Genomic DNA, 25,671 nt, shown 5'->3' on the forward strand with positions numbered 1-25,671 from the left:
ATTTCCCACAATATTGTATGCTGTACCTGGGCATTGGTACATTACTCCATTTGTTGTTTTCATCAAGGATGGATTGAACTCAATCCCGTCGTTCGTTCGCTTTTATCCAGAAGGTATTGAGAAACACCGTTTGGAACCCCGCCCGGGCCATATTGTTGTGGCTGACGGAGCCGAATTCCACGTCCGTATACACGCGCTCGACTCCCCTTGCGTTCGCCTCCTTCAGCCGATGCCGAAGCAACGCGAGTTGAAGTCCTCTCCCGCGGAAGCTTTCGAACGTATAATCATTGGCTATATAACCTTCTTGATCCCGGATAAACAACGAGCCCATCGCCGCCGGCTGGCCGTCGATCGTAAGCATATAATTTACGAAGTCGGAACGGTAAAAGTATGGCGCGGCTCGGTCAATGACATGCTTGTCCGTAACAGGTCTCCCCGTCGACCGTCCAATCCATTCGATCCATTCCTCTGCGTTTTCTCTTGTGACGGTATCAATACGAACTCCTCCCGGTATCATAGGGTCGACTTGGGCTGCCGTCTCGACCGCCATAAATACCAGCTGATCGACAGGAATGAAACCTCGAAGGATCAACGCCTGCGCCACGGATTCGGTGAGTCGTCCAGGCAGCAGGTCGATGCTCGGCCATTGGCCGCCGAACTGCCGGATTAATTCGTCCAACATGGACAACGATTTCGGTCCAAACCCTTTCACCCGGTTATAATACATGGATTGCGGATCCGTTTTGTCGCGCAGAAGCGTACAGTCCCCGACATTCCAGACCTCTAGCTGCCTCTCGACCGTCGTTAGGGATCGGCTCGCATTCAGCTTTGTCAGCTCCAACTCCAGCGCCTCAATGCGCAGTACTTGCTCGTTCAGCTTCATCATTAGGTTTCTTCTCCTTCAGCAATGGAGGACATGCCATGAGTTCAATATTACACATTATTGAGGATTCCCTAATAAGCTTATACTCCTCGCTTACGTAGAAAAAAGAGAACGAAAAAGAGGATCATCACGGACAACGAGGCATGGAACCAAACGGAACGATACCAAACATGTGTTAATTCCATCCAGAAACTCATCCCGCCTTGGTGTGGGGGCAGAAGGGAATATAGCGATACTTCAAGGTAAAACATTACAAAAAGAAACAACAGGAAAGGAAGGAATAGGAACCACAATATAACCATATTTAATATTCACCCTTGATTACAAAAAACGAGCCTCGAATGGTTCCGGCAAGTTTCGACTTTTGTCTGGCAAACTTAAATTTCTTCTCTTCCAACTCCTTGGGTACCTCCATCCCCTCGGAAAGCTTAAAGCCAACGGCCCGCTTCTTCGGGTCATCGACCGTGTACAGGACGTTGACCGCTAGACCATCCTCATAAAAAACGAAGATCCATATCATATTTTCGACTTGAACACGCGACGTCTCCAATGGTTTGGCCGTAAATACAAGACCCCGTTCTTCTTTTAAAATTCGGTTCACATAATCGACGATGTCCTGGCTTTCGCTGGCGGGTACCACCGTAAATTCATGCTTGTATTTGTTCATGAAGTAACGGGCTTCATTCGCACGTAAACCGGCAAGCGCATCTGCTACAGGCGAGGATTCTAACCCAACCGTGGAGACATTTTTGTAATCAACGACATAGGACAATTCGTACCGCTCCTTTATCATTTATTCCGTATCGCCAGCTTGGGTTACTCCTGTTCCTCCATAAGAAATTGTTCTAGACGAACCAGATTGTGCTTCCAAAATTTCTCGTAGTACGACAACCAGTCCTGAAGTTCCTTCAGCGGTGCAGAGTTGAGACGGTTTCGCGTTTCGCGGCCGACTTTACGCTCGCTCACGAGGCCGGCTTCCTTCAAAATCGTCAAATGTTTGGAGACTGCGGTTCGGCCCATCGGAAAATGCGGAGTTAACCGATTGAGCGGCAATTCGTCCGCCTCCGCCAGCAGTCGAATGATTTCGCGCCGGGTCGGATCGGCCACGGCATAAAAGACATCCCGCGTGTGTGCAACAGCGCCCATGATCGCGCACTCCCTCGTATGAAATGAAAGTACACCAAATGGTGTCTTTATCTTAGGACACTATATAGAGTCCCGTCAATGAGGAAACATCGCCGGAAAACGATTCATGGAGGAGCAGGGAAAATTTTAAATTCCTTTAAGGTTCATTTCAGGTTCGAATGGTAGACTGATGTTCGCAGCGGTCCTTTCCTTTGCGTTTGACGCTCATATTCACTACAATATGTAGTGAAAGGTTGGTGCGACGGGATGAATCATTTTAGTAGAAACCGGAACCAGAGAGGGCTCGTTCGTTTTTTCGGACCGCTTGAAGCCCGAATCATGGAGATCCTTTGGAATCAACCCGGCTTATCGATTAAAGATGTGCAGCTCAGGCTGGAGAAGGAAGACAAGGATTTGAATTACAACACGGTCATGACGGTCATGACGCGGCTGCTGGACAAGGGCTTCTTAACCAAGAACGTCGTCGGCAGAACTTCGTTGTTTTCGCCCGTGGATTCGAAGGAGCAATTTTTGGAGAAGCAATCCAAGGAGCTGTCGCAAAGCCTCGTGGAAGATTTCGGGCCCTTGGTTGTTAATCATATGCTGGATGCGCTGGATCGCGCGGACGAGGAGTTGATCGAGAAGCTGGAACGGAAACTAAAACAGCTTAAAGAGGGGAAATGACATGAGTTGGAAACGAAGATCGAAAATTCTGTTTCTAATGACCGCGACCCTGACCGCTGTCATTCTGACGGAGATGGCGCTCTACGTATACCCGTCTTTGCAAGGCAGCGCTTCGGCGGGAAATCTGTTCCAATATTGCAGCAGCTGGCTGCTTTCCAATGGACTAAGCGGGTTGGTCCCCGTCATGGACGCGTTGGTCGTCTCTACGCTGGTGTTGGCATGTTGGCGCTTCATGCAACAATCGTACCTCTCCTTCCTTGCACACCGAAGATTAGCCAAGGCCATCCATGAGGAGCGCACGGCTTCTCTTAACGACAGCCTCTTCGGAGGGCGCCGGGAAGTTCTGGTCGTAGACCATCAAGAGATCATCGCTCTGACCATGGGTTTTCTTCGTCCGAAAATTGTCCTATCCACCGGCTTGCTGCAGCTGCTGCGCGATGACGAGTTGGCCGCGGTGGTGCAGCACGAGATTCACCATAAGCAAAGCAGAGACCCGCTGAAAATGGCTTTCATGCATGGGTGTGCCGCCGCGCTGTGGTACATTCCGATTCTCCGCTGGAGTTACGACCAATACCGGACGGCGAGAGAAATCTTGGCCGACGCGTATGCGGTGCGGGCGTCAGGCTCGTCGATCGGGCTCGGCAGCGCCTTGCTGAAGCTGATTCGGCAAAATCAGATTCGGACGTTCTCGTTCACTTATGCGTCGTTCGCGGAGACGTCGATCAATGCGAGACTTCAACAGCTGCTCGATCCGAAGGAAACGCTGCACTTCAAGCTGCCGATCAAACGGGCGCTAATATCGCTTCACACGGTGATCTTCGTATCGGCCATGCTCCTTAGCGGGCAATTTTAGCTCGTTTTTTTTACACTCGAACACTACGATGTGTAGTGTTGTTTATCGCATCGTAATTTTAAAAAAGTGGAGGGAATTCATGATGAACAAGAAAATGGCGGCTTTCTTCGTTGGCGGGATCGCGGTACTGGGGGCGGGCGGTTATGCGGCTTTCGATTATTACGCCGGCAACCATATAACGGTGCAGGAAGTCATCCCAAGCAGCGCGGTTGCCTCGGCACAAGATTCGGCCGCCCCGGTGGTGGCGGAGCTGCTGAATGGCCAATGGAACATTAAGCAGCCCGACTCGAAAGTCTACTTTTCCGTGACGACGTCGAAGGAGACGGTGAACTTCGAGGCCAGCTCCGTAGCGGGGCAATGGACGTTGGATACGGCGGATCCCGGCAACATGCAAGCCGAAGCGACGGTAGCGCTCGATTCGCTGACCTCCGGGAACGACATGCGCGACACGCACGTGAAGGAAGCGAGATTCCTAGACGCAGCGGCCTTCCCCTACGCGACGTTCGCCTTGACTAGCTTCGAACATTTCCCGACCGAATGGGTCGAAGGGAAAACTGTGTCCTTCGAGATGAACGGCACGCTGACGATGAAAGGAATTTCCAAAGACGTGACGTTCGCGGTCGAAGCCCTGTACAGCGGAGGAGAGATCCTGATGGAAGGAAATACGGTCGTGACGTTCGCGGACTTCGGCATGGAGAACCCGCATACCGTCGTCATGGAAACCGAGAATAACGTTGCCGTCCAAACGCAGCTCGTGCTGGAAAAGGCGTAAGTCCATCGCAAGCAAGCGCCGATATCGCCATTGCGGCGAATCCGTGCCCGACGCTGCATAAGAAAAACTTTTTATCGAAGTACATTACAAGGATGAGCGACCGCGGTGAAGCGGAAGTTTTTCTTGGTATAGAATTTACTCGTTCCGAAGTCAGCGTTACTTATAGATTCTATATCGATCGCAAAAACACCTCCGGCAGCGCGCTGCCGGAGGCGTTCATCTTCGCTAAGAAATCGGTCAACGGAATGTGAAGCGATCCAAAAGAAAGCGGACCACGACGGCTTCGACGTCCCGTTCGTCGCGAACGGGCTCCGTGAAGTCGGCGGACGTCAGCTCGTGCTCGACGTCTTCGATGGCGATCGTCCATCGCGGACCGCTCCCGGCGACCGCGGCGAACCGGTAGTTCGTCCGGAGATGATATTCGAACTTCAACTCGTTCAGGAGTTTAAACAGAACCGCGTCGATTCGATCGGACCATTGTTCGATCCCCTGCCTCCGTTGCTCCCGTTCCTTCAATCGCCGCGCGATTTCGCCTTTCCAATCATCTGTCATCGGGACCTCCACTGCAGGAATATAAAGATTAATAAAATTAACCTTACCATAGTATTCTACTAATTTACAAGATCAACCATTTATTATGCGTTTGCCGGAGGAAAAAATAGAAGAGCCGTTCCGGCCGGAACGGCTCTTCCTCGTATTCTGCTTTACGACCCCGCCGGGACGCCGAAATGCGGCGTACCGTCCGCGTTCCAACCGAACGCCTGCGCGCGGGCGTGCCGATTGGGGTCGTACAGCGGATTCCCTTCGATTTCTTTATACGGTCTTGCGTGGTACACGATGATGTCCTGCCCGTCCTCGACGGTGAAGCTGTTGTGGCCTGGGCCGTACTGCCCGGTTTCCTCGCTGCTCGCAAACAGCGGGCTCGGCGATTTGCTCCACGACGCGGGGTTCCTCAGATCGCTGTTTTCATCCGCCGTCAGGAGCCCTACGCAGTAGTGGTGATCGGTCGCGCTCGCCGAGAACGCGACGAACACTTTGCCGTTCCGCTTCAGCACCGCCGCCCCTTCGTTCACCCAGAAGCCGATTTGCTCCCACGGATGCTCCGGCGTCGAAATCATCGCTTCGGCGCCTTCGATCGTCCAAGGGTTTACCATTTTATCGATATATAAGTTCGAAATATTGTTTCGCTTTTCCGCCCAGATGGCGTAACGCTCCCCTCGGTGCTCGAACGTCGTCATATCCAAGGAGAAGTCGGTGAACGCCTCGGAAGCGGCGTTGCGCTTTTGCATCATGCCCTTCTCGACCCACTCGTCCTCCATCGGCTTGTCGCCGGCGCATTCCAAGACGTAAGGCCGAATTTTCCAGATGTCGTCGCGCTCGCCCGCGGCGAAATAAATATACCACTTGCCGTCGATGCAGTGAATTTCCGGCGCCCAGATGTGCTGCGACATCGGGCCCGACTCGCGGCGCCTCCATACGACTCGTTCTTCGGCCGCGGTCAGCCCCTGAACGGAAGCCGCTCTTCGGACGATGATCCGGTCGTATTCAGGCACGGAAGCCGTGAAGTAGTAATACCCGTCGGTATGCAGATACACCCACGGATCGGCCCGCTGCTCCGCGATCGGGTTGACGTATGTGACGTATTGTTTCTCCATCTCCATCAAACCTTCCTTATCTATATTGGGGTTTTACTTTTGGTCTGCATCCGCCTCGGGCGCTTCGAAGCGCGGCGTTCCGTCCTCGTTCCAATGCAGCAGCTGCGCGCGGGTGTGACGGTTCGGATCGTACAGCGGATCCCCCGTAATCTCTTTATACGGTCTAGCATGATAGACGATGACGTCCTGCTTTCCGTCCGGCGTGACGGTGAAGCTGTTATGGCCAGGGCCGTACTGCCCGGCTTCTTCGCTGCTCCGCATGACCGGCTGCTCGCCCTTCGTCCACGACGCCGAGTTCATCGGATCGCCGTCCGACGGCGCGGTCAGCAGACCGATCGCGTAATTGTCGTCCGTCGCGCTCGCGGAGAACGTCAAGAACAGGCGGCCGTTACGCTGCAGCACGGCGGGCGCTTCGTTCACCCAGAAACCGATTTTCTCCCACGCGTGCTCCGGCGTCGAAATCATCGACTCGTTCCCTTCGATCGTCCACGGATTCACCAGCTTGTCGATGTACAAGTTCGACACGCCGTTCCGTTTCTCCGCCCATACGGCATACCGCACGCCATCGTGCGCGAACGTCGTCAGATCGAGCGAAAAATCGGTGAACGCTCGAGACTCCGGGCGCTCCGCCCGCATGGCCCCTTTCTCGACCCACTCGCCCGCCAGCGGATTATCCGCGTCCGTCTCTAATACATACGGGCGGATTCGCCAAATGTCGTCCTTCCGCCCCGCGGCGAAATAGATGTACCATTTGCCCTCAAGGTAATGCAGCTCCGGCGCCCAAATATGCTGCGACATGTCGCCGGACGCGTGCGCCGTCCAGACGACGGCTTCCTCGGCGCTCGCCAGCCCTTGGATCGTCTTCGCCCGGCGCAGCACGATGCGATCGTATTCCGGCACCGATCCGGTGAAATAGTAGTATCCGTCCGTATGGCGGTACACCCAAGGATCGGCCCGCTGCTCGATGATCGGATTCTCGAAGGCGGGGGCGCCCGACTCCGCGCCGCACGCGGCCAGCAGCCAGACGCAAATCAGCGCGAGCGCCCCGGCGGCGAACCGTTTCGCGGGCCTCCCGAACGCTCCTTCGGTATCCCCGATCACCCTTTCACGCCCCCGGCCGTCATGCCTTCGATAAAGTACTTTTGGAAGAAGACGTAGAAGACGAGGATCGGAATAATCGCCAGCACGGAGCCCGCGATCAGGATGTTGTAGTTGTTGCCGTACGGCGTCAGCGTCGTCGCGAGGCCGATCGGCAGCGTCAGCTTCTCGTTCGTGCGCAGCACGATGAGCGGCCACAAGAAGTTGTTCCAGCTGAACAGCGCCTGCAGAATCGCCATGGACGAGAACGCCGGCGCCATCAGCGGCATCATGATGCGGAAGAACATGCCGATTTCCGTGCAGCCGTCGACCCGCGCCGCGTCCATGAAATCTTTCGGCAAGCCGATCGCGTATTGGCGGAAAAAGAAGATCGGCAGCGGCGCCACGATGAACGGCAGGAACGCGCCCCAGAAATTGTCCATCAGCCCCATACCGATCGTCAACTTATATAACGGAAGCATAATGATTTCGAGCGGGATCATCATGACGACGAGCACAAGACCGAAGATGATGCTGCTGAGTCTAAATTTATATGCCGCCAGCCCGTATCCGACCATAGACGAGAGCAGCAGGCTGAGCACCGTAAATACGGCGGCCATGATTAAGCTGTTCGTGTACCAATGGTAATACCGGTCGTCGGTGAATACTTCGACGTAGTTGGAGAGCGACAGTACGTCGAAGTCGATGCTCAAATTGAGGCCGAACCGAAGCACTTCCTTCGCCGGCTTGAACGACGACAGCACGATGCCGTACAGCGGGAGCAGCACGACGACCGACAAGGCGGAAAACAGGAGCACCAAGAAGATCGAGGATGCCGTCCATCGGCGTTTGCGATTCGTATTCATCGACTAGTCCTCCTTCTTGAACATGCCTGTAAATTTCAACTGCAGCATCGTCAGCGTAAAGGTGATGACGAGCAGCGCGATGCCGACCGAAGAGCCGAAGCCGAGCTCGAACTTCTCGATGCCGGATCGGTACAAATACCCTACGATGGTAAGCCCGATATCGTTAGGCGATTTATTGCCCGCGAACAGCATGTAGCTTTCCACGAACATCGAATACCCGCCGTATATGCTGATCGTTAGTACATAAATCGTTATTGGCTTCAACAGCGGCAGCGTAATTTTCGTAAATTTCTGCCACGTATCCGCCCCGTCGATTTCCGCCGCCTCGTAAATGCTCGTCGGAATGTTCTGCAGCCCCGCCAAGAAATACAGCAAATTGACGCCCATCCAACGGAACAGCGCCAGCGCGATCAACACCGCCAAACTGGAGCCGTAGCTGTTCAGCCATGCGATCTTCTCGAACCCGAACCAGCCGATGACTACGTTCGCGAGGCCCGTTTCTTGCCCGCTGAACATGAGCCGGAAAATAATGCCCGCCACGACGATCGAAATGAGCGCAGGGACGAACGTTATGGAGCGGAAAACGTTTTTGAACAGCATCGTCTTCGCGTTCAACAGCACGGCCAGCACCAGCGGGATCGGAATCAAAATCAACAAGGTGAGCGCGGTGTAGACGGTGCTGTTCATGACCGCCTTATAGAACGTCGGGTTGAACAGCTTTTCGTAATTCGCGAAGCCGACGAACGTCGTGGCGCCCGGAAGCACCTCTTGGAAGCTCATGACGATCGTCGAAAAGACCGGGTAAGCGAAGAAGATCGAGAACGATACGATGAACGGAAATACGAAAATGTACGGCGCCAACCTTTGCGAGTACAGCAGGTTCGCCGTTTTGGCCGGCTTTCTCGATTCCGCCGCCGCCTCGAGCCCCGTTCCGCTGCTAGCCATTGGATTCCCTCCTTTGGGAAGTAAACTTCATTCGACCCTTAAGCGGTGAGAGGAGTATCGCAGGCCGCGTTCGGCCAGCGATACTCCGGTATGCCGCTTATTGCAATTGGCTGGCCGCGTCGTTCAATACGGCGGCCGGATCCTCCAGATCGACCAATGCCTTGAACACGATCTGCGTGTCGACCGCGTCGAACACGGCCGGCGTCGCTTCCGTAATGTTGACGCCTTCGATTTCGTCCTTGATTTCGACGAGCGTATCGAAGATGTTCGGGCCGAAGTAGTCGGTGAATTTGTTCTCTTCCTTCAGCGCCGGATCTGCCCACACGTCCGTGCGCGGCGGATCGAAGCCGAGCTGCTTCCAAAGTTCGATATTGCCTTCCTTCGAAAGTTTCGCGAATGCGAGGAATTCTTTCGCCAGCTCCGGATGCTCCGCTTGATTCGTCACGACCGTGCCCGTGCCGCCCATGCCCGCCGAGCGAGGTCCGCCTTCCTTCCAAGCCGGCATCGGCATAATGGCGATCTTGCCCTTCAGGTCCGGCATGTACTCGAGGAACCGGCCCATGTACCACATCGGCATCCAGATCGACGCGGCGCCGCCCTGGTTCATGAAGCCGTAGTATTCTTCCGCGTGGTGGATGTTGCCCGGCGCCGGAACGGCGATGCCTTCCTTGACCAGGTCCTGCTGGTACTGCAGCACCTGCAGCACTTCGGGACCGTTGATGTTCACTTTGCCGTCAGCGGTGATGAGCTCGTTCGGCCCTTCGATCTGCGCGACTTGCGGCCACAGCGACCATTGGTCGGCGACTTCGAGCGTCGTCATCGGGACGCCCGTTTTTTCCAACACCGTCTTGCCTGCCGCTTTGAAGTCGTCCCACGTTTTGATGCTTGCCGGATCGACGCCTGCTTGCCCTAAAATTTCAGTGTTGTAATAGATGACGGAAGCGCCTACATGATAGTCGATGCCGTAGTACGTGCCGTCCTTCGCGTAAATATCCGCCCGCGATTTCACGTAATGGTCGAATTCCGGCTCGAGCAAATCGTTGAGCGGCACGAGCTGCGGTTCGCCCTTCAAGAAATTGGGGAATTTGCTGAGCTCGATATCGGCCAAATCCGGCGCGCCCGTGCCCGACTGCAGCGCGACGAGCAGCTTGTTATGCGTATCGTCGAACGGGAACGTACTCGCTTTCAAATTGATTTGCTTATCCGGGTTCTGTTCGTTCCAAGAGGCCGCCATCGATTCGAAATATTTCTGATGAAGCTCGTTGAACGTCCAAAATTCCAGTACGGTCGCTTTGCCGGACGTCTGCGCGCCTCCGCCGTCCGCCTTCTCGCCCGCGGGCGCGGCGCCGCCGTTGCAGCCTGCCATGACAAGACCGAACGCCGTGACCCCTGCCATAAGCGTCGTCATCTTTTTCCGCATTCGTACTCCCCCTTAAATTCACTGAAATGATCTATGCTTAATCCTCTTCGGATCGCAGCCGCCGTAAAAGTTTGCTAAACTGTTTTAGATTGTTTTAAACCTTTTTGGTATTTCCAATATTAAACCGCTTTCTTTTCCTTGTCAACAGTTGGAACGGGCCATTTTTGATATTTTTTTTATTATTATCTAAATCATTTTACAAAGTCTATTTCAGCGCATGGCCCTCCAAAACGTTGGTATGTGTTCCCTTTCGCTATTTTTTAGCTTATTCGAACGCTTTAGGTTTAAATTATTATAAATAAAAGGACGTTGTATCGGGGTAAGGTCCGGCTTGGCCGGCTCGGAACGCCCGTCCTTCCGGCTGCTGTAGATTTCCCTTTTCATTTCCCGCCTTTTGTTTTAATATAATCTAAAGCAGTCCCACACGAGAGGGTGTTTGCGCGTGATCCATATCAAAGAGCTGCGTTCCGGTTTGAATATATTCAAAGCCCTCAGCTCGGAAATTCGCATCGAGATCCTCGGGCTTTTAACGAAATACGAAAGCTTGAATCTGAACGAGCTGGCGGAGAAGCTGAACTTGACGAACGGCGCCGTTACGATGCATATCAAGAAGCTGGAGGAGAGCGGGCTGATCGAAATTACGACCGCGGTCGGCAAGCACGGCATCCAGAAAATTTGTTATTTGAACGAAGACATGCTGACCGTGGAATTGAAGAGCAAAGAAGCGGAGAATTTGTACGAGTACGAAATCAAGGTCGGCCATTATTGCGACTTTCATGCGGAGCCGACCTGCGGCTTGGCTACGAAGGATTCGATTATCGGGGAGTTCGACGATCCGCGGTATTTCGCCGATCCGCAGCATATTAACGCCGGCATCGTTTGGCTGAGCAAAGGGTTTCTCGCCTACCGGATCCCGAACTACTTGAAGGCGAATCAGGAGTTCAACGAGCTGCAGTTTATTTTGGAGCTAAGCTCCGAAGCGCCGAGCTACAACAACCATTGGCCGTCGGACATCGAGTTTTACATTAATGATACGAAGCTGGGCATCTGGACATCCCCGGGCGACTTCGGCGGCATCAAGGGCAATTACAATCCGGACTGGTGGCCGCCGCATTTGAACCAATACGGCATGATCAAGCTGCTCCGCGTGAACAAGGAAGGCTCGTTCATCGACGGCTGCCGCATTTCCGACGTGACGATCCACGATTTGAACTTGACGATGAAGTCGGAGATCAAGTTCAAAATCGCCGTCGCCGAGGAGGGCAACACGGGCGGGCTGACGATTTACGGCAAGCATTTCGGCAATTACAATCAAGACATTATCGCGCGAGTGCTTTACGACGTGACGAAATAAACTAGGGGAGCCGTTATCTACGGCTCCCCTTGTCATCTATATGCGCCCCTGAGCACGCTCAGCCCCGCCGCCGAATCGGCACATCGAAGCGCCGCTCCTCCGCGCGGTCCTGCGCGACGACCCGCTCCCGGAAATGAATCGCGTCGTCCGCCGCCAAGATGACCGTCGAGCTCCTCGTGCCGTAACCGCGTTCGGGGCTCCGGATAAAGATCGGCGAAAGCAGCCGCTCCCAATCCAGCGGAACGCCTGTGCTAGGGAGCCGTTCGTCCGGAGCGGGCTCCGCATCCCGGAGCACGTCGAACAGCCGCTCGGCGAGCCCCCCGCCGCTCCCCTGGATCGCTTCCGCCAGTCCCGCCTTGCCTCGCTCCACTTTCGGCCATGGCGTATCGAGCAGATGGTTGCTGACGCCGTAAATGCCGGGCGGCAGCTTCCGGGCGTCGTCCGCGACGTTCGAATAATAGTAAAGCTCGTCGGCGTCCCCCGCCAGCAAGTTGTAACCCGGGTACAGCTCCCGGCGGCTCGAGGCGGCGGCGGCGAAAGCTTCGGGGGACGCCGTCCCCTTCAGAAAATCGGCGACGACTTCGCCGCGAGACCTCCGGCCCCGCGTCTCCTCCGCCGGGTCGCGGTAATTCGTCAGCGCCGCGAAGCGTCCGGACGTCGTCACGCCCATCCACGTCCCCATCTTCAGCAAATCTCTGCCGGCCAACACGTGCGGAGCGTCCTCCCAATAATGCGCCGGCGCGGTGGGCCGTTCGTAAAACTCATCCCGATTCGCGGCCACGATGAGCCGGTACGTCGGATGCATCTTATATGCGAATAAAATTAAGCACAAGGCGGATTCCAACCTTCATTCATCGCGGAAGTTGCACGGATACTCGATCTCCGCGCACACCTCTATTGTACCCTTTGCCGCAACGATTCGGCGAGGCTCGCGATTTAATACACCGTATACGTTTTTCCGGTTTGCGCTCCCTCTACGCTCTTACGGAAGGCTTGCGCCACCCTTTCGGAAGATACCGGGATGAAGCCGGGGAAATAGGGTTCGTACTTTTTCGACGATACCTCCAATACATTCGGGCTTACGTTATTAATTCGGATTTCCCTTGGCATTTCAATCGCCGCAGCTTGTACGAAAGCCTTGACTCCCCCGCTGGCCATAGCGGCGGATGCGCCCCCTGCGACCGGATCGTCCATAATGATTCCCGTCGTAAGCGTAAAGCTGCCTCGATCCGCTACGTAGGGATGCCCCAGCAGCACTAGATTGATCTGGCCCTTCAGTTTGTTCTGGATCGCGATCTCGTTCTTCTCCGGCGTCAACTCCGACAAGGCGCCGAAGTATGCAGCCCCAGGCGTACTAACGACCGCATCCACGCAGCCGACCTGTTCGAACATAGCCGCAATGCTCTCCGCGGACGCGATCTCGACTTGGACGTCTCCCGTGCTGCGCCCCGCCGTGACCACTTCGTGCCGTTGCACCAAATCTTTATACACTGCGCTGCCGATCGCTCCGGTCGCGCCAATCAATAGGATCCTCATATCTGTTCTCCCCCGTGTCTCTCGCGAGTGATAAAATGGTCAACCGTTCGAGCTTAATCCGGCAGGTTCGCCAGCGCCTCATCTAAAGCTTCGTAAGGTACAAACCCCGTTACCCTGCCGATGAGCGTCCCCTCGCGAAAAATTAACAAAGTCGGCAAGCTCTGCACCCCGTACGTTTCCGCTGTCGCTTGTTCATGCTCTACGTTTACCTTTGCGATTCGAACCTTGGAAGCGTACGTATCGTCCAACCGTTGAAGCACGCTCTCCATTTGCTTGCACAAGGGGCACCATTCCGCCCAAAATTCAACGATCGCAATGCCTTGCCGACCTATGAATGAATCAAAATCGACATCTCGGACATGTTCGATCATGTCGCCGACCTCGCCCGATAGCCGAGACGCTGAATGCTTTCGATCACATCGTGAACGCTAGATTCCGAGCTGACGAATTCGACCTTGGCGGATTTTCCCGCAAAATCGACGGCCCCCGCGACGCCTTTCACGGAAGCGATCGCCTTTTCGATTTTTGCCGCGCAGGATTTGCAGCTCATACCTTCGATTTGAATCGTGACCTCTTTCATTTGGAAAACCTCCTAGTTATTTTTTACACTACCCCTGTACCCTATAATTAACTGTAAAAAAACCTCTCCATATCCCTTATCGCTTCATCAGCTTATGAATCGTCCCTAGAAGCTCTGCGACAACCATGTCATCGCCTTCTTGGATTCGATCGATGACGCAGCTCTTCAGGTGATGCTCGAGCAACACTTTCCCGACGCTGTTCAATGCGGATTGAACGGAAGCGATTTGATGTAACACATCGTCGCAATACGAATTTCTTTCAATAAGGCCCTTAACGCCTCGAATTTGTCCCTCGATTCGGTTTAATCGGCTGATTAGATTGTTCTTCGCTCGATCCGAATGGCAGCTTTTGCGTTCGCCTTCGGAGGGGGAACAACAGACAGCCTGGGAGGGCTCCGCCTCGTGTTTCATGTTCGCTCACCTCGTTTCGTCATCATGAACACTCTTAACCGCGTTGCGTTTGCACCTTCCCTCTAAGGAAAAGCAACAGCAATACGACGCTTACGGCGGAAACGATACTGCTCGTTAAGAAAAGGACCGCGAACCCGTTCGGGTACAACGCTAGGAAGAGACCGGCCATCGTCGGACCGAGCGTCGAGCCCATCGAGCGGAACAAGCTGATATACCCCACCGCCGCACCCGTTTCTTTCGGATCGACGGCTTGCAGCATTAACACGTTCAGCGGAGCGCCGATGACGATCCCGATACCGAAGCCCATCGCGGCAATGAGCGGGTAGAACACCGCCAGCGACGAGATGTCCGACGCCAGTACCGCCCCGGCCGCCAACGTAATTCCGAAGCCCAGCAGAAGCACGCGTTTGGCGCCGACTTTGTCGACCAGGAAACCGCCGGCGAGAGATGCGGCGACGGATGCCGCAGCGAGCGGCGCGACGCTCATTCCCGCTTCCCCCTTGCTCATGCCGAGCACGGTTTCGGAGAAGAAGGGAATCATATTCGTGGCGGATGCCATCACGAAACCCGAGATCGACGAGGATGCCAGCAGCACGAGCGTTCGAGAACGGGTGAAGTACTGCAAGTTCATCACCGGGTCGATCGATTTCCGTTCGACGATCACAAGCAGCGGAATCCACACCAGCAAGGCGGCTAGGAAGTAACCGTTCTTCAGCGTAATTCCCAGCATCAGGGACAAGATTGCACCTGCAAGAACTAAGATTCCTAATACATCGATCGGCTTACGTATCTGCTGCTGCTCCTGGCGAATGGCCGTCGTTCCGAACAAAATCAAAATCGAAATCGGGACGTTAATCAGGAATATCCACTGCCACGCCAACCGTTCGAGCATGACGCCGCCCAGGATCGGGCCAAGAATCGTCCCCAGGCCGAACACCATGCCGATCAGCCCCATCATTTTGCCGCGTTGTTCCGGCGGGTAAGACATCGCGATCTGCGCGCCGGTGATCGGGAAGATGCCGCCCGTTCCGACGGCCTGCACGGCGCGTCCCAATAAAAACATCGGGAAGCTCGTCGCGAAGGCGGCGATGATGGAACCAAGCGCGAATAGCGCGATGCCGAATTGAAACGTCTGTTTCCGTCCGAATCGATCCGAAAGCTTCCCGAGCACCGGGATGCTCACCGCAAAAAGAAGCGTGTAAATCGTAAAGCTCCAGACGCCCCACTGTGCATTCACGCCGAAAGCTTCCAGGATCGAACTTAGCGCCGGACCGACAATCCCGTGATCTATTGCCCCCATGAAAATTCCGAGCAAGTAGATGGAGGTTACCGCCCCTCTGGATAATCCTTTCTTCATTTGCAAGGTATACTGTGGTTGCGACATTGTTCCGTTCCCCTTTCAAATTATTTCCTTGGTTATTTTTATACCATACCCCCCATCCCTATGTAAAGTGCCTTTTTGGATCATTCTTGCTCCGTTCCCGAGTCGGGCAGCCGCCCTGTCTGATTCAGACAACGACGCTAATCGCGTTCGCCGGGGGCCGGCTTTCCCGTTTGATTCCATCGCGAACGATGTTGAGAACCGTGCAGCCGGAGTCTTCCACCACCTCGAGGATGTCGACAAAATAAACCACCAGCGGATCGTACCGCACGGTGACCGTTCCCTCGCCGACATGGATGGAGGATACGACGTCGATTGCAAGAAATCTATTGACGATTTCCTTCTCCTTGCAAGAACAGATGCTGTCCACTTGCAATACTACCTGTTTCATGGAACACCCCACTCCTTGAGCTTCAGTACTTTGTTTCGATAAATTATATATTAACGAACGTTAATTTGTAAATGGTGAACGTTCGTTAACTGAATATGAAAACCCCCGGCAGCCGCAGGTTAGCGACCGCCGAGGGTTTTCATCGCATGAATCTGTATTCGGCTATCTCATGTTAATGAACCAAATGACGGCGAGAACGCCCAGAATCGTGGAAACAACGTAGTATAAGGTAAGTCGGGTCCAATATTTTTTCGTCTTCAAATCGTACTCGGGATTTCCCTCGCGATTTTCTTTCGACATGCCCACCGCGATCGTTCCGACAATCCCGACTAACAGGAAGAAACAGATCAAGATAATGTATACGTTCAACTTATGAGCCCCCTTTAGCTTTCAGAAAAATACGCTCCCAATTCGACGACCATCGCGCCCATGCGTTCATTGCCCGGCTGCAGCACGCGGTCGACTCCCGCCGCGCGCAGCGCCTCCGCCGTCACTTTTCCTACGGCGACGGCGACCACGCGCTCCGAGAACGCGCGCCTCAGCGTTTCGACCATAGATTGCTGAGCAGCGAAGTCGAACAAGTATTTGACTTGAACCGCTGTCGTAAAACATACGGCATCCACGGCGCCGTCGACGATGTCCCGGCATAAGCCGAGCACTTGCTCCGTTTCCGGAGGCGTATGCCGATAAGGGAGCATTTGCTGCACGATCGCCCCTCTTTTTTCTAAAAACTCAATAAGACTCGGAACCGGCTCCCCATGCAGCTGAACGAACACGCGCCGCCCCTCGAAATCGTACGGCTCGAGCGCGGCCAGCAATCCTTGCATCGTCCCGTCCTCATCGGTAACCTTCGGAGATACGCCGAGTTTCTTCAGCAGGGCGATCGTTTTGTAGCCCCTGGCCGCCGCTTCGGACTGCCGAATTTGAAGCATGAATCGCTCCCGAATGCCAAGCGCTTCGGCTTGCGCAAGCAGCGCCTCCAGACCGGTCCCCGTCGTGAACACCATCCAATCGGCGCCCTGCTCCGCCACGGCACGGAGGCCGGGGGCGACTTCGTCCGCCGCGAACGTCGTCAGTCCTTGCAGCGAACGAACGAGAGCGATTCCCCCTTTCCGCTCGATCAGGGAAGTCAGCTCATCCAATTTTCTGGAACCGGCCAGCACGATTCGTTTCCCTTCCAATACTTGTACCATTCGCAATTTTCCCCTTTATTTATAATCATAGAACGCATATCCGGAAAAGGGACCATCCAATTGGATGCAAATCGGACCATCCAATTTCAACGAATCGAAACAACTCCGTCAACATTCCGCAACGAGCAGCCGCATCGCTGGACGCGGTTCATTGATACAATAAAACTATCTTATCCCTAGGGGGTGCCGCGCTTTGTGGAAACCGGATCGAACTAGCAAGAAACCTCTGTATCTTCAAATTTCCGAACATATCGAACAGCGCATCTCGTTCGGCGAGCTCCCCCCGGGCAGTCTCCTGCCGTCCGAGCGAAAGCTGGCGGAGCAGCTCGGGGTCAACCGCAGCACGATCGTACAAGCCTACGAAGAGCTGCGCGCCTCCGGAATGATCGAAAGCATGACCGGCAGCGGTACCCGGGTCAGCAAACATAAATGGGGCATGGCCCCGAAACAGACGCCGAATTGGAACCGCTACGTGGAAGGCGGCACGTTCTTGCCGAACCTCCCCTTCATGCGCCGAATCCGGGAAGGCATCCAGCGCGGCGATTCGTTCATCAACTTCGCCAGCGGAGAACTGTCGCCCGACTTGTCCCCGAACGATTCCATACAGGCCATTCTCGCGAACGAACCGTTCCGCGAACCGCTGAATTACGGCGAACCTCAGGGTTTTCTCCCTTTGCGCATCTCCTTAACATCTTACCTCAAGGAACAGCGAGGAATCCACGCGACGGACGAATCGATCCTCGTCACCTCGGGGTCGCAGCAATCGCTGTACTTGATCACGCAATGCCTGTTAAGCCCCGGGGATGCCATTGCCATCGAAAATCCGTCGTACAACTACTCGCTGCCGATGTTCCAATCCGCAGGTCTCCGTCTGTATGGACTGCCCGTGGACGAGTACGGCGTACATCCCGACGACATCCGCAAGCTGTACCTACAGCACCGAATTCGTATGGTGTTTCTCAACCCTAATTACCAGAACCCGACCGGCATCGTCCTTAGCCCCGAACGCAGAGCCGCCGTTCTGGACGTATGCGAACAGCTCGGCATTCCGATCGTCGAAGACGACCCGTTCAGCCTCACCTCGTTCGACGAGCCTTCTCCGCCGCCGCTGAAAACGATGGATCGGAACGGGAGCGTCATTTATATCGGATCGTTGTCCAAAGTGGCCGCTTCCGGCCTGCGCATCGGGTGGATGGTCGCGCCGCAATCCGTCATTCACCGGCTGGCGGACGCCAGGCTGCAGATGGACTTCGGACTCAGCATCTTTCCGCAGTGGATCGCGGCTCATCTGCTGCAGTCGCACGAAGTCGATAAGCACATGCAGCATCTCAGAGCGTCGCTGAAGCGGAGAAGGGATCTCCTTGTCGATGCGCTGCGCAGCGAGCTGCCCGATCTGCTTTCGTTCGAGATTCCGAAAGGCGGGCTGAACCTTTGGTGCAAGCTCGTCGAGCCCGCGAACGACGAACATCTCCTGGAGAACGGGATCAAGAGAGCGGTCCTGTTCGTTCCCGGCTCCGTTTACGGCTCTGAGGCGGGGTACGTCCGATTTTCCTACGCCCGCCCTCCGGAGGAGGACATCGAAACCGGCGTCCTTCGGTTCGCCGAAGCGCTGCGCGCGACGTACGAACGCCGCATATAGCAAGAAGCCGTCCAGCAGGGCGGCTTCTTCACATGTTACGAATTCCCGCCATCGATGTTCGCCGCCGCCATGTCTCTCTTCATCCCGCTGGACAACCGCCAAGTCAACAGTCCGGCCAATAAGGCCCACACCGGCGTCGAAACGCCCAGTACGCTAAAGTGAAGCGCGGCGATCGCGAACGTCACCGCCGAGGCAGCGCGGTATGTACGGTGTTGCAGCGTTGATTTCATGGAGTTCACGAATAAACCCAAGATCGAAAATCCCGTCATTAAGGCAACGAAAGACGCCGGGAGCATTTGAATGAGTTCGATCATCTTCCACGAAAACAGCCCGAAAACGATGACGATGCCGTTCGAAACGCAGGCGGCCTTCCGTCGCGAGGACAGGTCCCCCGCTTCCGGACTGCTGCACAGCGCGGTCATCATCCCTCCGACGGTGGCGGCGTGTCCCCCGAACAACCCGGCTGCGGCGCTCGCCAAGCCGGACGCGGCCATCGCCCGGTTAACGGGAGGATCCAGTTGCTGACTCTTCAAAGCGGCGAAGGCGACCGCCAAATCGTTGCTCATGACGAGCAGCGATAAGGGGAGGGCGATGGAGAACAATCCGACCCATGTAAATTCAGGAATCAGCAGGCTCGGAAACGCGTAATCGGCGTATACCGCGGCGCGGGCAGGCAGTCCGCGTTCCAACAGCAGTCCGGTCCCCCCCATAAGCATAGCCCAGATCGGAGGCGACAGCAGGTTCGTCAGCCGCGGCAGCAAGAAGTAACCCGCGACGGCGAGGATGCCGCTGATCGGAAGCTTGACGGCGGCAGGCACGATATCGAGGATATACGTCAGGAGAAGTCCTGCCAGCAGAGCGTCGATGATGGGCTTCGGGATCGCCTGGAATGTCTTAGAGAACACGCCCGAAGCGCCTGCCGCCACAATAATCGCACCCGAGAGGACGAAGCCTCCGGCTAATACCGGCCAAGAGTAATCCGCCGCAATCGTGCCAATGAACGCGATGCCGGTAATCGAGTGGGCCCCCGCGAAAGGAATCTTGAACTTTAACGTCAAGAATGTATTCAGCAGTCCCCCGATCACATACACCGAAAAGATCCAGGAAAGCTTCGCTTCGTCGGACAACCCCGCGCTCTCGGCTGCTTGAATTAATAACATGGCGCCCCCGGTACAAGCCAACAGCGCGGACACGATCCCGGTCGTAAGAAACTTCATCCTGTCGCCTCCCCTCGCTAGTCTCTTATGCAACCTTGGCGTAAGGATCCTGAATACATAGTAACGGAACTCGAGCTTCCCGTCGCCATCCGCTCCGCCGCTTCTTCTCCCCGTCCAAATTCGGCTTGAATCAAGAAACAGCGGCAGACAAATCAAGGGCCCCCGGCTACGCGTCGAACGCCTTCATCGCTCTTCGCAGCTCGCGCACCGACGGCAGCTTGCCGTACATCAGCACGCCGGTGCGGTAAATTTTCGCGGCCAGCCAGCCCATGCCGAACACCGCCGCAGCGGAGATGGCGATCGAGAGCGCGATTTCCCACGGCGCCGGGTCCGTGAGGCCGATGCGCAGGAACATCACGAGCGGCGAGAAGAACGGCACGAACGACATGACGACGATGAACGGCGAGGTGGCGTTCGTCAGCCCGTACATCGCCACGAAGAACGCCCCGATAATGAGCAGCGTCACCGGCATAATCACTTGGCCAACTTCCTCCGTCCGGCTGACGAGCGAGCCGACGGCGGCGAACGCCGTCGAGTAAATGAAATACCCGAGGAAGTAGAAAATTACAAAGTATACAAGCAGCATCGGATCGATGTCCGTCAGGCGCAATTGGAGGCCCGTCAGCAGCGGGTTGCTGTTCTGCGACAGCGTCAAGTTCGCCGCGCCGACGGCCAAGAAGAACAGCAGCTGCGTCAGGCCGACGAAGCTGATGCCGATGATTTTGCCGAACATCTGGATGAGAGGCGACACGCTGGAAACGAGCAGCTCCATGACGCGCGAGCTTTTCTCCGCCGTGATCGAGGTGGCGACGGTGTTACCGTATCCGATGACGCCCATATATAGCAGGAACAAGAGCACGTATACAAGCCCGAAGGCAAGCTGAATTTCCGAGCTGCTCTTCCCTTCGTCGCTCGACGTCAGCTGAACCGGCGCAATGTCCACGGGGGCGAACAGCTTCGCGGCTTGCTCCTCGGTCAGCCCGATGCCGTCCTTCGCGGCTTTCTGGCTCGCCGCCTGCAGGGCGGCCGCCAAGTCGCCGACGACAAGCGGCAGCGCGTCTTTCGACCTGTACGCGAAGGCGGGTATGCCGTTCGCATTCGTCTCGCCGGTCGGCACGAGGTACCCCTCCAGCTCCTTCGCTTCGACGCCCTGTCTCGCCTCCTCTTCGGAAGCGGCGGCCACGACGACGACGGCCGGTTCCGCGGCGGTACCCTCGAAGTACGCATTCATCGCGTCGAGCAGCGCCGAGTTCTCGTGCACGAGGGCGACCCGTTTCGGCCCGTCGTCCTCGGAGATTGCCGCCATCATCGACGGCAAATGGCTCAACGCCGTCAAGATAACGGCGAAAATCGCCGTCGATATGAGGAAAGACCGCTGTTTGACGGCGTTCCCGTATGTAAATTTAATGACGGTCAACAGCTTATTCATGTCGGTTCGCTCCTTGGATCGTCCGGATGAAAATGTCATGCAATGACGGCTCGTTCATTTCGAAACGGGTCACGACGTTCGCAGCCGCCGCATGATGCAGCACCCGCTGCGCCGCCGCTTCGTCGGTCACGCGGATGTCGTAGCCGTTCTCGTGCGCCTTCACGCTCAGCACGCCGTCGATGCGCTCCAATCCTTCCATCGGACGCGCCGTCGCCAGCGTCACTCGCTCCTTCGGAAACCGGCTCTTGATGCTGCGCAGGTCGCCCTGCAGCACCGCCCTGGAGCGATCGAGCACGGTGACGCTGCGGCACAGCTCCTCCACATGCTCCATTCGGTGGCTGGAGAAGACGATCGTCTTCCCTTCGTCCCGAAGCGAGGCGATCGTTTCTTTGAGCAGCTCCACGTTTACCGGGTCGAGCCCGCTGAACGCCTCGTCCAAAATCAAATAATCGGGGTTATGGATGACGGCCGCGATGAATTGGATTTTTTGCTGGTTGCCTTTGGACAGCTCCTCCACCTTGCGCCCGTAATGCTCAGGCACGCCGAATCGGTCCAGCCACTCCTTCAAAGCGCGATCCGCCGCAGACCGCTTGACGCCGCGCAGCTCCGCCAAATACAAAATTTGATCGCTGACCTTCACCTTCGGGTACAGCCCTCGTTCTTCCGGCAAATAGCCGAAGCGGCATTTCAGATGTTTCGAATACGGCTCTCCTCCGTACGAAATCGTCCCTTCATCCGGGAAAATGAGCCCGAGAATCATCCGCATCGTCGTCGTTTTGCCGGCGCCGTTCGCACCGATCAGCCCGTATATTTCGCCCGGCTCCGCCTCGAACGAAACGCCGTCCACCGCCGTTTTGTCCCCGTACCGCTTGACAACTTGCGTTAGCCGCAGCCGCTGCATCTCGTTTTACACGCTCCCGTTTTGGTTTTGTTCCATCAAGTGCCATAAGATGTCTTCCAGCTCGACCGCCCGCATTTCGAGCGGCGGCGTTCCGCGCAGGCGCAGCTCCGCTTCCGCGCGTTCCGCCTCCCGCGTCACGATCCGGACGACGTCGGCGCGGGCCGTCGGTTCGGCCGATACGACGCCGGGCAGCTGGCGGACGCGTTCCGCGTCGTCCTGCACCCACATCGTTTTCCACTCCGCAAGCAAACTATCTTTCTCATATACCCCGATCATCTGACCTTGGTACATAAATACGATCACGTCGGCGAGCCGCCGCACTTCCTCCATGCTGTGCGTGGCGATGAACGCCGTGCGGTTCCCCGGCTCCATGTAACGCTGCATTTCGTCGATCATAATGCGCCATGCGAACGGATCGAGGCCCGAAGACGGTTCGTCCAGCAGCAGCAGCTCGGGATCGCGGGAGAGGGCCAGCGCGAAGTCGAGCCGTTTCGCCGTGCCGGCCGACAGCTCCTTCAGCTTCTTGTCCGGTTCCAGCTCCAATCGTTCGACGAGGCGCTTCCATGTCGGTTCGTCCCACGACGGGTACCACCGGGCGACGAACTTGCCCCATTGCTCCACCGTCATTTGGTCGTCAAGCGGCGCGAACGGCTCGGCCGCGTAGCCGATGCGCGCTTTCGCAGCCGCGTCGTTGGCCGGATCCAGCGGTTCGCCGAACAAGCGCACTTCTCCGCGGTCCGGTCGGATCAGACCCATCAGCGTGCGGAACAGCGTCGATTTGCCCGATCCGTTCGGTCCGACCAGCGCGGCGACCATGCCGCTTTCTACCGCTAAGTCGATCGGGCCGAGGCGAAAGCTTCCGCGCCGCTTTTCGACCTGATGCAGCTCTAATACCGGCGTCATTTCAGTTCCTCCCTTTCGTATACGCGGCGCAGCGCCTGCTCGAACGCCTCCCGGATATCCCGTTCGGGAAGCCCGGACAGCTTGATCCTCTCGAGCGCCTGCGTTAACGTTTCGCGCACGGCTTCAAGCCGGTAGCGGCCTTTCCGCTCGCTTTCCACCTCGGCTACGAACGTTCCGGTTCCTTGCCTCGTCTTGACGAGCCCCTCGTTTTCCAAGTCGTGGTATACCCGGCGAATCGTAATGACGCTGCATTCCGTCGAGACCGCGAGCTCTCGGATCGAGGGCAGCATCGTGCCGGCCGGCAGCTGTTCGCTCAGGATGAGCGATTTGATTTGCGCGGCGATTTGGTGATAGAGCGGTTCCGCGCTGTCATGCGAGACGCGAATCGGCAATGGCATGCCCGTCACCGCCCCTCATGCGAAATCCCTGCCGAGCAGCGACCGCTTCAGCCGCTGCCGCATCCACCGATGCGCGAGCGCGGCCGCGGCCAACGCGAGAAGCGGCCAGACTTTGCGCCCGCTGCCTTCCATCGCCCCGCCGACCGCGAAGGCGATCGATTGCCCCGTCGTCAGCGCGAGCGCGACGACCGCGGCGATGAGGAACGTTATCGCTGCGATTGACAGCCACAGGTACCTTTTGCCGCTGGTCCCCCACTCTGCAAGGACAAACCACCCGCTGCAGACGTTGCCGAATGCGAACCAAACGAGGACAAAAGCAATGAACGCGGTGGCGTCCAGCGTCTTCGCCCAGTCGCTTGCCGCATAGAACGCGCCGAAGAAGGCGATCGTCGAAATGGGAGAAATCAAGAGAATTTGGATCGACCGGCTCCAAGCGAGCGTCTCGACCGGAATCGGCAGCGAGCGGAGCACCGCCAACGTTTTCGTGAACGAGTCGTTGCGCCAATACGGGTTATTCAAATATCCCTTGGAGTAAATAAAGCCTACCGCCGACATGAACGTGACCAAGATAATGTCCGACATGACGGTCAGCGTCGACTCCTCTTGCGCTCGATTCAACAACATTCCCGCGATCCCGCCGTACACCGCGTAAAACACTAAAGTAAACACAAATCCGGCTCTCGCATAACGCCACTGGCTTTTCACGAGGAATAACGCATCCTGCAGCATTCTGTCTCTCCTCTCGCTTGTACAGAAGCTCACCCTGTATGTATGTGTGTATATCTATATACACAGTAGCATTCCAGCTTTTGCATTGTCAATAGCTGGTTTCCTCGCTAAGTAAGTCATGCGTGCCGAATGCGGTATCCCGTAACTCGCTGCCTGCCGCCGTTCGGCTCCAGCCATCCTTCGCACGCGAGCTTGCGCAACCATTCCGAAGCGGTATGACTGCTAATCTCGAATGCTTGGGCGACATCCTTCGGCCGCACGTAACCGCCTTGACGCAGCGCGATGCGTACGATTCGCTGCTTCCGGTAATGCCAGATGCCCGCGCCTTCCTCCGCCAATCCTCCTGTCCTCAAGTAATGCCACCTGCCGAGCGCCTGCATCAGCTGCCGCCTGCACACCTCCGGCTTTTCGATGACCATGCCCGACGAAAACCGAAGCAAAAACCAGCCTTACAGCAGCAAATCATTCTGCCGCTCCAAATGATCGTCGAATTCTGCCGATGAAATGTTCTTCGCATGCGTCGTATACCCATCCAGCTCGATGGCCGTTCGAACGATTCCGTCAGTGTAACGGAAGTCGGCGTACCGCTGCTTCCCCCGAAAGTCTCGGAACGGCATCTCCGCTTCAAGCCCCTCGAATCGATAATCGAACACCGGGCCCCACACTTGATCTAAAAAAAGGATCGCTAATCCGTTCAGCGGATTTCTTTTGTTCAACTTGGCTTGACTGTCGACCTGTTCCACGTAACGCTGAGTTGCAGGATGCACCGCTGATTCCCCCAAAAAATGAAATAAGCACACGTTCCGCCGGGGGACTCCCGGTTACACGTGTGCTTCACTGCCGCCATTGTAGGCGGAATGGGGAATATTGTCAAGGCGGCGAGCTGCAGGGGCGGCGCTTCGGGAGCTAGCGGCCGCCGCAGGCGAGTAGGCGCCGTCACTGGTGCGCCGGTTTCCAGCATGGGCTCCGAGCCTCGGACGCCCGGCGCCCCCCGCCGCCGCAAAAAATTAGCGAGCTTTCTGCACTATTAGCGAGTCTAAACTCGCTATTAGTGCGAAAAGCTCGCTATTCGCCCGAGGGCGAGCTGCAGGGGCGGCGCTTCGGGAGCTAGGCGGCCGCCGCAGGCGAGTAGGCGCCGTCTCTGGTGCGCCGGCTTCCCGCATCGGGCTCCGAGCCTCGGACGCCCGACGCCCCCCCGCCGCCGCAAAAAATTAGCGAGCTTTCTGCACTATTAGCGAGTCTAAACTCGCTATTAGTGCGAAAAGCTCGCTATTCGCCCGAGGGCGAGCTGCAGGGGCGGCGCTTCGGGAGCTAGCGGCCGCCGCAGG

At 56.4% G+C, this 25,671-nt stretch carries 31 protein-coding genes; 5 read left to right on the top strand and 26 right to left on the bottom strand.

Annotation, left to right across the window (positions count from 1 at the left end; genetic code table 11):
- Window positions 1–79 precede the first annotated feature (79 nt).
- The 3 genes from VE009_RS26510 to VE009_RS26520 all read right to left on the bottom strand — a co-directional run bounded on the left by VE009_RS26510 (window position 80) and on the right by VE009_RS26520 (window position 2,029).
- Entirely contained in the window at window positions 80–886 is an 807-nt protein-coding gene (locus tag VE009_RS26510; RefSeq protein WP_325013032.1) for a GNAT family N-acetyltransferase, read from the bottom strand.
- Between the two features lie 301 nt (window positions 887–1,187).
- Window positions 1,188–1,655, bottom strand: coding sequence for a phage tail protein (locus VE009_RS26515; RefSeq protein ID WP_325013034.1), 468 nt, complete (start codon window positions 1,653–1,655; stop codon window positions 1,188–1,190).
- Window positions 1,656–1,699: 44 nt separating this feature from the next.
- Window positions 1,700–2,029: a metalloregulator ArsR/SmtB family transcription factor gene (locus tag VE009_RS26520; RefSeq protein ID WP_325013035.1), complete on the bottom strand. Its 330-nt coding sequence runs from the start codon at window positions 2,027–2,029 to the stop codon at window positions 1,700–1,702.
- Window positions 2,030–2,275: 246 nt separating this feature from the next.
- Here VE009_RS26520 and VE009_RS26525 point away from each other — a divergent pair, with 246 nt between their 5' ends.
- The 3 genes from VE009_RS26525 to VE009_RS26535 all read left to right on the top strand — a co-directional run bounded on the left by VE009_RS26525 (window position 2,276) and on the right by VE009_RS26535 (window position 4,317).
- Window positions 2,276–2,692, top strand: a complete 417-nt coding sequence (locus VE009_RS26525) for a BlaI/MecI/CopY family transcriptional regulator (protein WP_325013037.1) — start codon at window positions 2,276–2,278, stop codon at window positions 2,690–2,692.
- 1 nt (window position 2,693) lies between these two features.
- The gene (locus VE009_RS26530; protein WP_325013039.1) at window positions 2,694–3,545 is read left to right on the top strand and encodes a M56 family metallopeptidase; all 852 of its coding nucleotides are present in this window, start codon (window positions 2,694–2,696) and stop codon (window positions 3,543–3,545) included.
- A 79-nt stretch (window positions 3,546–3,624) separates the two neighbouring features.
- On the top strand, window positions 3,625–4,317 hold the full coding sequence (locus VE009_RS26535; protein WP_325013041.1) for a YceI family protein: 693 nt from the start codon (window positions 3,625–3,627) through the stop codon (window positions 4,315–4,317).
- Window positions 4,318–4,554: 237 nt separating this feature from the next.
- On the opposite strand, the gene VE009_RS26540 is transcribed toward VE009_RS26535, so the two are convergent.
- The 6 genes from VE009_RS26540 to VE009_RS26565 all read right to left on the bottom strand — a co-directional run bounded on the left by VE009_RS26540 (window position 4,555) and on the right by VE009_RS26565 (window position 10,280).
- On the bottom strand, window positions 4,555–4,869 hold the full coding sequence (locus VE009_RS26540) for a hypothetical protein (RefSeq protein WP_325013043.1): 315 nt from the start codon (window positions 4,867–4,869) through the stop codon (window positions 4,555–4,557).
- 152 nt (window positions 4,870–5,021) lie between these two features.
- Complete coding sequence (locus VE009_RS26545; protein WP_414694935.1) at window positions 5,022–5,972, bottom strand: family 43 glycosylhydrolase; 951 nt, start codon at window positions 5,970–5,972, stop codon at window positions 5,022–5,024.
- A gap of 33 nt (window positions 5,973–6,005) precedes the next feature.
- The gene (locus VE009_RS26550) at window positions 6,006–6,989 is read right to left on the bottom strand and encodes a glycoside hydrolase family 43 protein (protein ID WP_325013094.1); all 984 of its coding nucleotides are present in this window, start codon (window positions 6,987–6,989) and stop codon (window positions 6,006–6,008) included.
- An 80-nt stretch (window positions 6,990–7,069) separates the two neighbouring features.
- Window positions 7,070–7,915, bottom strand: a complete 846-nt coding sequence (locus VE009_RS26555) for a carbohydrate ABC transporter permease (RefSeq protein ID WP_325013047.1) — start codon at window positions 7,913–7,915, stop codon at window positions 7,070–7,072.
- Between the two features lie 3 nt (window positions 7,916–7,918).
- A complete protein-coding gene (locus VE009_RS26560; RefSeq protein ID WP_325013049.1) occupies window positions 7,919–8,860 on the bottom strand; it encodes a sugar ABC transporter permease in 942 nt (313 codons plus the stop codon).
- Between the two features lie 97 nt (window positions 8,861–8,957).
- Window positions 8,958–10,280 carry a sugar ABC transporter substrate-binding protein gene (locus tag VE009_RS26565; RefSeq protein ID WP_325013051.1) on the bottom strand — a complete coding sequence of 441 codons (1,323 nt, stop codon included), beginning with the start codon at window positions 10,278–10,280 and terminating at the stop codon, window positions 8,958–8,960.
- A gap of 442 nt (window positions 10,281–10,722) precedes the next feature.
- Between VE009_RS26565 and VE009_RS26570 the strand changes: the two genes are divergently transcribed.
- A complete protein-coding gene (locus tag VE009_RS26570) occupies window positions 10,723–11,634 on the top strand; it encodes an ArsR/SmtB family transcription factor (RefSeq protein WP_325013053.1) in 912 nt (303 codons plus the stop codon).
- Window positions 11,635–11,692: 58 nt separating this feature from the next.
- Here the strand turns inward: VE009_RS26570 and VE009_RS26575 are convergent, their stop codons facing one another.
- The 9 genes from VE009_RS26575 to VE009_RS26615 form a co-directional block, all read right to left on the bottom strand.
- Window positions 11,693–12,466: an NRDE family protein gene (locus VE009_RS26575; RefSeq protein WP_325013055.1), complete on the bottom strand. Its 774-nt coding sequence runs from the start codon at window positions 12,464–12,466 to the stop codon at window positions 11,693–11,695.
- A 104-nt stretch (window positions 12,467–12,570) separates the two neighbouring features.
- Complete coding sequence (locus VE009_RS26580) at window positions 12,571–13,170, bottom strand: short chain dehydrogenase (RefSeq protein ID WP_325013057.1); 600 nt, start codon at window positions 13,168–13,170, stop codon at window positions 12,571–12,573.
- 53 nt (window positions 13,171–13,223) lie between these two features.
- A complete protein-coding gene (locus tag VE009_RS26585) occupies window positions 13,224–13,541 on the bottom strand; it encodes a thioredoxin family protein (RefSeq protein ID WP_325013059.1) in 318 nt (105 codons plus the stop codon).
- On the bottom strand, window positions 13,538–13,750 hold the full coding sequence (locus VE009_RS26590) for a heavy-metal-associated domain-containing protein (RefSeq protein ID WP_325013061.1): 213 nt from the start codon (window positions 13,748–13,750) through the stop codon (window positions 13,538–13,540). Before VE009_RS26590 ends, VE009_RS26585 begins: the two co-directional genes overlap by 4 nt.
- Window positions 13,751–13,826: 76 nt before the next feature.
- Window positions 13,827–14,162 (bottom strand): metal-sensitive transcriptional regulator, encoded by a 336-nt coding sequence (locus tag VE009_RS26595; RefSeq protein WP_325013064.1) that lies wholly within the window; start codon window positions 14,160–14,162, stop codon window positions 13,827–13,829.
- 34 nt (window positions 14,163–14,196) lie between these two features.
- On the bottom strand, window positions 14,197–15,546 hold the full coding sequence (locus VE009_RS26600) for an MFS transporter (RefSeq protein WP_325013066.1): 1,350 nt from the start codon (window positions 15,544–15,546) through the stop codon (window positions 14,197–14,199).
- Window positions 15,547–15,670: 124 nt separating this feature from the next.
- Complete coding sequence (locus tag VE009_RS26605) at window positions 15,671–15,934, bottom strand: hypothetical protein (protein ID WP_325013068.1); 264 nt, start codon at window positions 15,932–15,934, stop codon at window positions 15,671–15,673.
- 162 nt (window positions 15,935–16,096) lie between these two features.
- Window positions 16,097–16,303: a hypothetical protein gene (locus VE009_RS26610; RefSeq protein ID WP_325013070.1), complete on the bottom strand. Its 207-nt coding sequence runs from the start codon at window positions 16,301–16,303 to the stop codon at window positions 16,097–16,099.
- A gap of 14 nt (window positions 16,304–16,317) precedes the next feature.
- Window positions 16,318–17,127: a uroporphyrinogen-III synthase gene (locus tag VE009_RS26615; protein WP_325013071.1), complete on the bottom strand. Its 810-nt coding sequence runs from the start codon at window positions 17,125–17,127 to the stop codon at window positions 16,318–16,320.
- A gap of 193 nt (window positions 17,128–17,320) precedes the next feature.
- Between VE009_RS26615 and VE009_RS26620 the strand changes: the two genes are divergently transcribed.
- A complete protein-coding gene (locus VE009_RS26620; protein WP_325013073.1) occupies window positions 17,321–18,766 on the top strand; it encodes a PLP-dependent aminotransferase family protein in 1,446 nt (481 codons plus the stop codon).
- 35 nt (window positions 18,767–18,801) lie between these two features.
- Here VE009_RS26620 and VE009_RS26625 read toward each other — a convergent pair whose 3' ends face one another.
- From VE009_RS26625 to VE009_RS26660, 8 genes are all read right to left on the bottom strand, one after another.
- Complete coding sequence (locus tag VE009_RS26625; protein WP_325013075.1) at window positions 18,802–19,983, bottom strand: benzoate/H(+) symporter BenE family transporter; 1,182 nt, start codon at window positions 19,981–19,983, stop codon at window positions 18,802–18,804.
- 166 nt (window positions 19,984–20,149) lie between these two features.
- Entirely contained in the window at window positions 20,150–21,412 is a 1,263-nt protein-coding gene (locus VE009_RS26630) for an ABC transporter permease (protein WP_325013077.1), read from the bottom strand.
- Window positions 21,405–22,313, bottom strand: coding sequence for an ABC transporter ATP-binding protein (locus tag VE009_RS26635; RefSeq protein WP_325013079.1), 909 nt, complete (start codon window positions 22,311–22,313; stop codon window positions 21,405–21,407). The genes VE009_RS26630 and VE009_RS26635 overlap by 8 nt, the downstream gene beginning before the upstream one ends.
- Before the next feature lie 6 nt (window positions 22,314–22,319).
- Window positions 22,320–23,216, bottom strand: coding sequence for an ABC transporter ATP-binding protein (locus VE009_RS26640; RefSeq protein ID WP_325013081.1), 897 nt, complete (start codon window positions 23,214–23,216; stop codon window positions 22,320–22,322).
- On the bottom strand, window positions 23,213–23,614 hold the full coding sequence (locus VE009_RS26645; RefSeq protein ID WP_325013083.1) for a GntR family transcriptional regulator: 402 nt from the start codon (window positions 23,612–23,614) through the stop codon (window positions 23,213–23,215). The genes VE009_RS26640 and VE009_RS26645 overlap by 4 nt, the downstream gene beginning before the upstream one ends.
- 15 nt (window positions 23,615–23,629) lie before the next feature.
- Window positions 23,630–24,343, bottom strand: coding sequence for a hypothetical protein (locus VE009_RS26650; protein ID WP_325013085.1), 714 nt, complete (start codon window positions 24,341–24,343; stop codon window positions 23,630–23,632).
- A gap of 116 nt (window positions 24,344–24,459) precedes the next feature.
- The gene (locus tag VE009_RS26655; protein ID WP_325013087.1) at window positions 24,460–24,762 is read right to left on the bottom strand and encodes a hypothetical protein; all 303 of its coding nucleotides are present in this window, start codon (window positions 24,760–24,762) and stop codon (window positions 24,460–24,462) included.
- A 30-nt stretch (window positions 24,763–24,792) separates the two neighbouring features.
- Window positions 24,793–25,110 carry a hypothetical protein gene (locus VE009_RS26660; protein ID WP_325013089.1) on the bottom strand — a complete coding sequence of 106 codons (318 nt, stop codon included), beginning with the start codon at window positions 25,108–25,110 and terminating at the stop codon, window positions 24,793–24,795.
- Window positions 25,111–25,671: the final 561 nt, after the last annotated feature.

The organism is Paenibacillus sp. (assembly GCF_035645195.1).
Classification (GTDB): Bacteria; Bacillota; Bacilli; order Paenibacillales; family YIM-B00363; genus Paenibacillus_AE.

Coding starts and splice junctions, on each gene's coding strand:
- VE009_RS26595 (WP_325013064.1), bottom strand. CDS start 14,162: ATGAAACACGAGGCGGAGCCCTCCCAGGCTGTCTGTTGTTCCCCCTCC.
- VE009_RS26580 (WP_325013057.1), bottom strand. CDS start 13,170: ATGAGGATCCTATTGATTGGCGCGACCGGAGCGATCGGCAGCGCAGTG.
- VE009_RS26625 (WP_325013075.1), bottom strand. CDS start 19,983: ATGAAGTTTCTTACGACCGGGATCGTGTCCGCGCTGTTGGCTTGTACC.
- VE009_RS26540 (WP_325013043.1), bottom strand. CDS start 4,869: ATGACAGATGATTGGAAAGGCGAAATCGCGCGGCGATTGAAGGAACGG.
- VE009_RS26520 (WP_325013035.1), bottom strand. CDS start 2,029: ATGGGCGCTGTTGCACACACGCGGGATGTCTTTTATGCCGTGGCCGAT.
- VE009_RS26560 (WP_325013049.1), bottom strand. CDS start 8,860: ATGGCTAGCAGCGGAACGGGGCTCGAGGCGGCGGCGGAATCGAGAAAG.
- VE009_RS26600 (WP_325013066.1), bottom strand. CDS start 15,546: ATGTCGCAACCACAGTATACCTTGCAAATGAAGAAAGGATTATCCAGA.
- VE009_RS26555 (WP_325013047.1), bottom strand. CDS start 7,915: ATGAATACGAATCGCAAACGCCGATGGACGGCATCCTCGATCTTCTTG.
- VE009_RS26650 (WP_325013085.1), bottom strand. CDS start 24,343: ATGCTGCAGGATGCGTTATTCCTCGTGAAAAGCCAGTGGCGTTATGCG.
- VE009_RS26545 (WP_414694935.1), bottom strand. CDS start 5,972: ATGGAGAAACAATACGTCACATACGTCAACCCGATCGCGGAGCAGCGG.
- VE009_RS26655 (WP_325013087.1), bottom strand. CDS start 24,762: ATGGTCATCGAAAAGCCGGAGGTGTGCAGGCGGCAGCTGATGCAGGCG.
- VE009_RS26640 (WP_325013081.1), bottom strand. CDS start 23,216: ATGACGCCGGTATTAGAGCTGCATCAGGTCGAAAAGCGGCGCGGAAGC.
- VE009_RS26630 (WP_325013077.1), bottom strand. CDS start 21,412: ATGAATAAGCTGTTGACCGTCATTAAATTTACATACGGGAACGCCGTC.
- VE009_RS26615 (WP_325013071.1), bottom strand. CDS start 17,127: ATGGTACAAGTATTGGAAGGGAAACGAATCGTGCTGGCCGGTTCCAGA.
- VE009_RS26510 (WP_325013032.1), bottom strand. CDS start 886: ATGATGAAGCTGAACGAGCAAGTACTGCGCATTGAGGCGCTGGAGTTG.
- VE009_RS26605 (WP_325013068.1), bottom strand. CDS start 15,934: ATGAAACAGGTAGTATTGCAAGTGGACAGCATCTGTTCTTGCAAGGAG.
- VE009_RS26565 (WP_325013051.1), bottom strand. CDS start 10,280: ATGCGGAAAAAGATGACGACGCTTATGGCAGGGGTCACGGCGTTCGGT.
- VE009_RS26635 (WP_325013079.1), bottom strand. CDS start 22,313: ATGCAGCGGCTGCGGCTAACGCAAGTTGTCAAGCGGTACGGGGACAAA.
- VE009_RS26535 (WP_325013041.1), top strand. CDS start 3,625: ATGATGAACAAGAAAATGGCGGCTTTCTTCGTTGGCGGGATCGCGGTA.
- VE009_RS26530 (WP_325013039.1), top strand. CDS start 2,694: ATGAGTTGGAAACGAAGATCGAAAATTCTGTTTCTAATGACCGCGACC.
- VE009_RS26590 (WP_325013061.1), bottom strand. CDS start 13,750: ATGAAAGAGGTCACGATTCAAATCGAAGGTATGAGCTGCAAATCCTGC.
- VE009_RS26645 (WP_325013083.1), bottom strand. CDS start 23,614: ATGCCATTGCCGATTCGCGTCTCGCATGACAGCGCGGAACCGCTCTAT.
- VE009_RS26585 (WP_325013059.1), bottom strand. CDS start 13,541: ATGATCGAACATGTCCGAGATGTCGATTTTGATTCATTCATAGGTCGG.
- VE009_RS26525 (WP_325013037.1), top strand. CDS start 2,276: ATGAATCATTTTAGTAGAAACCGGAACCAGAGAGGGCTCGTTCGTTTT.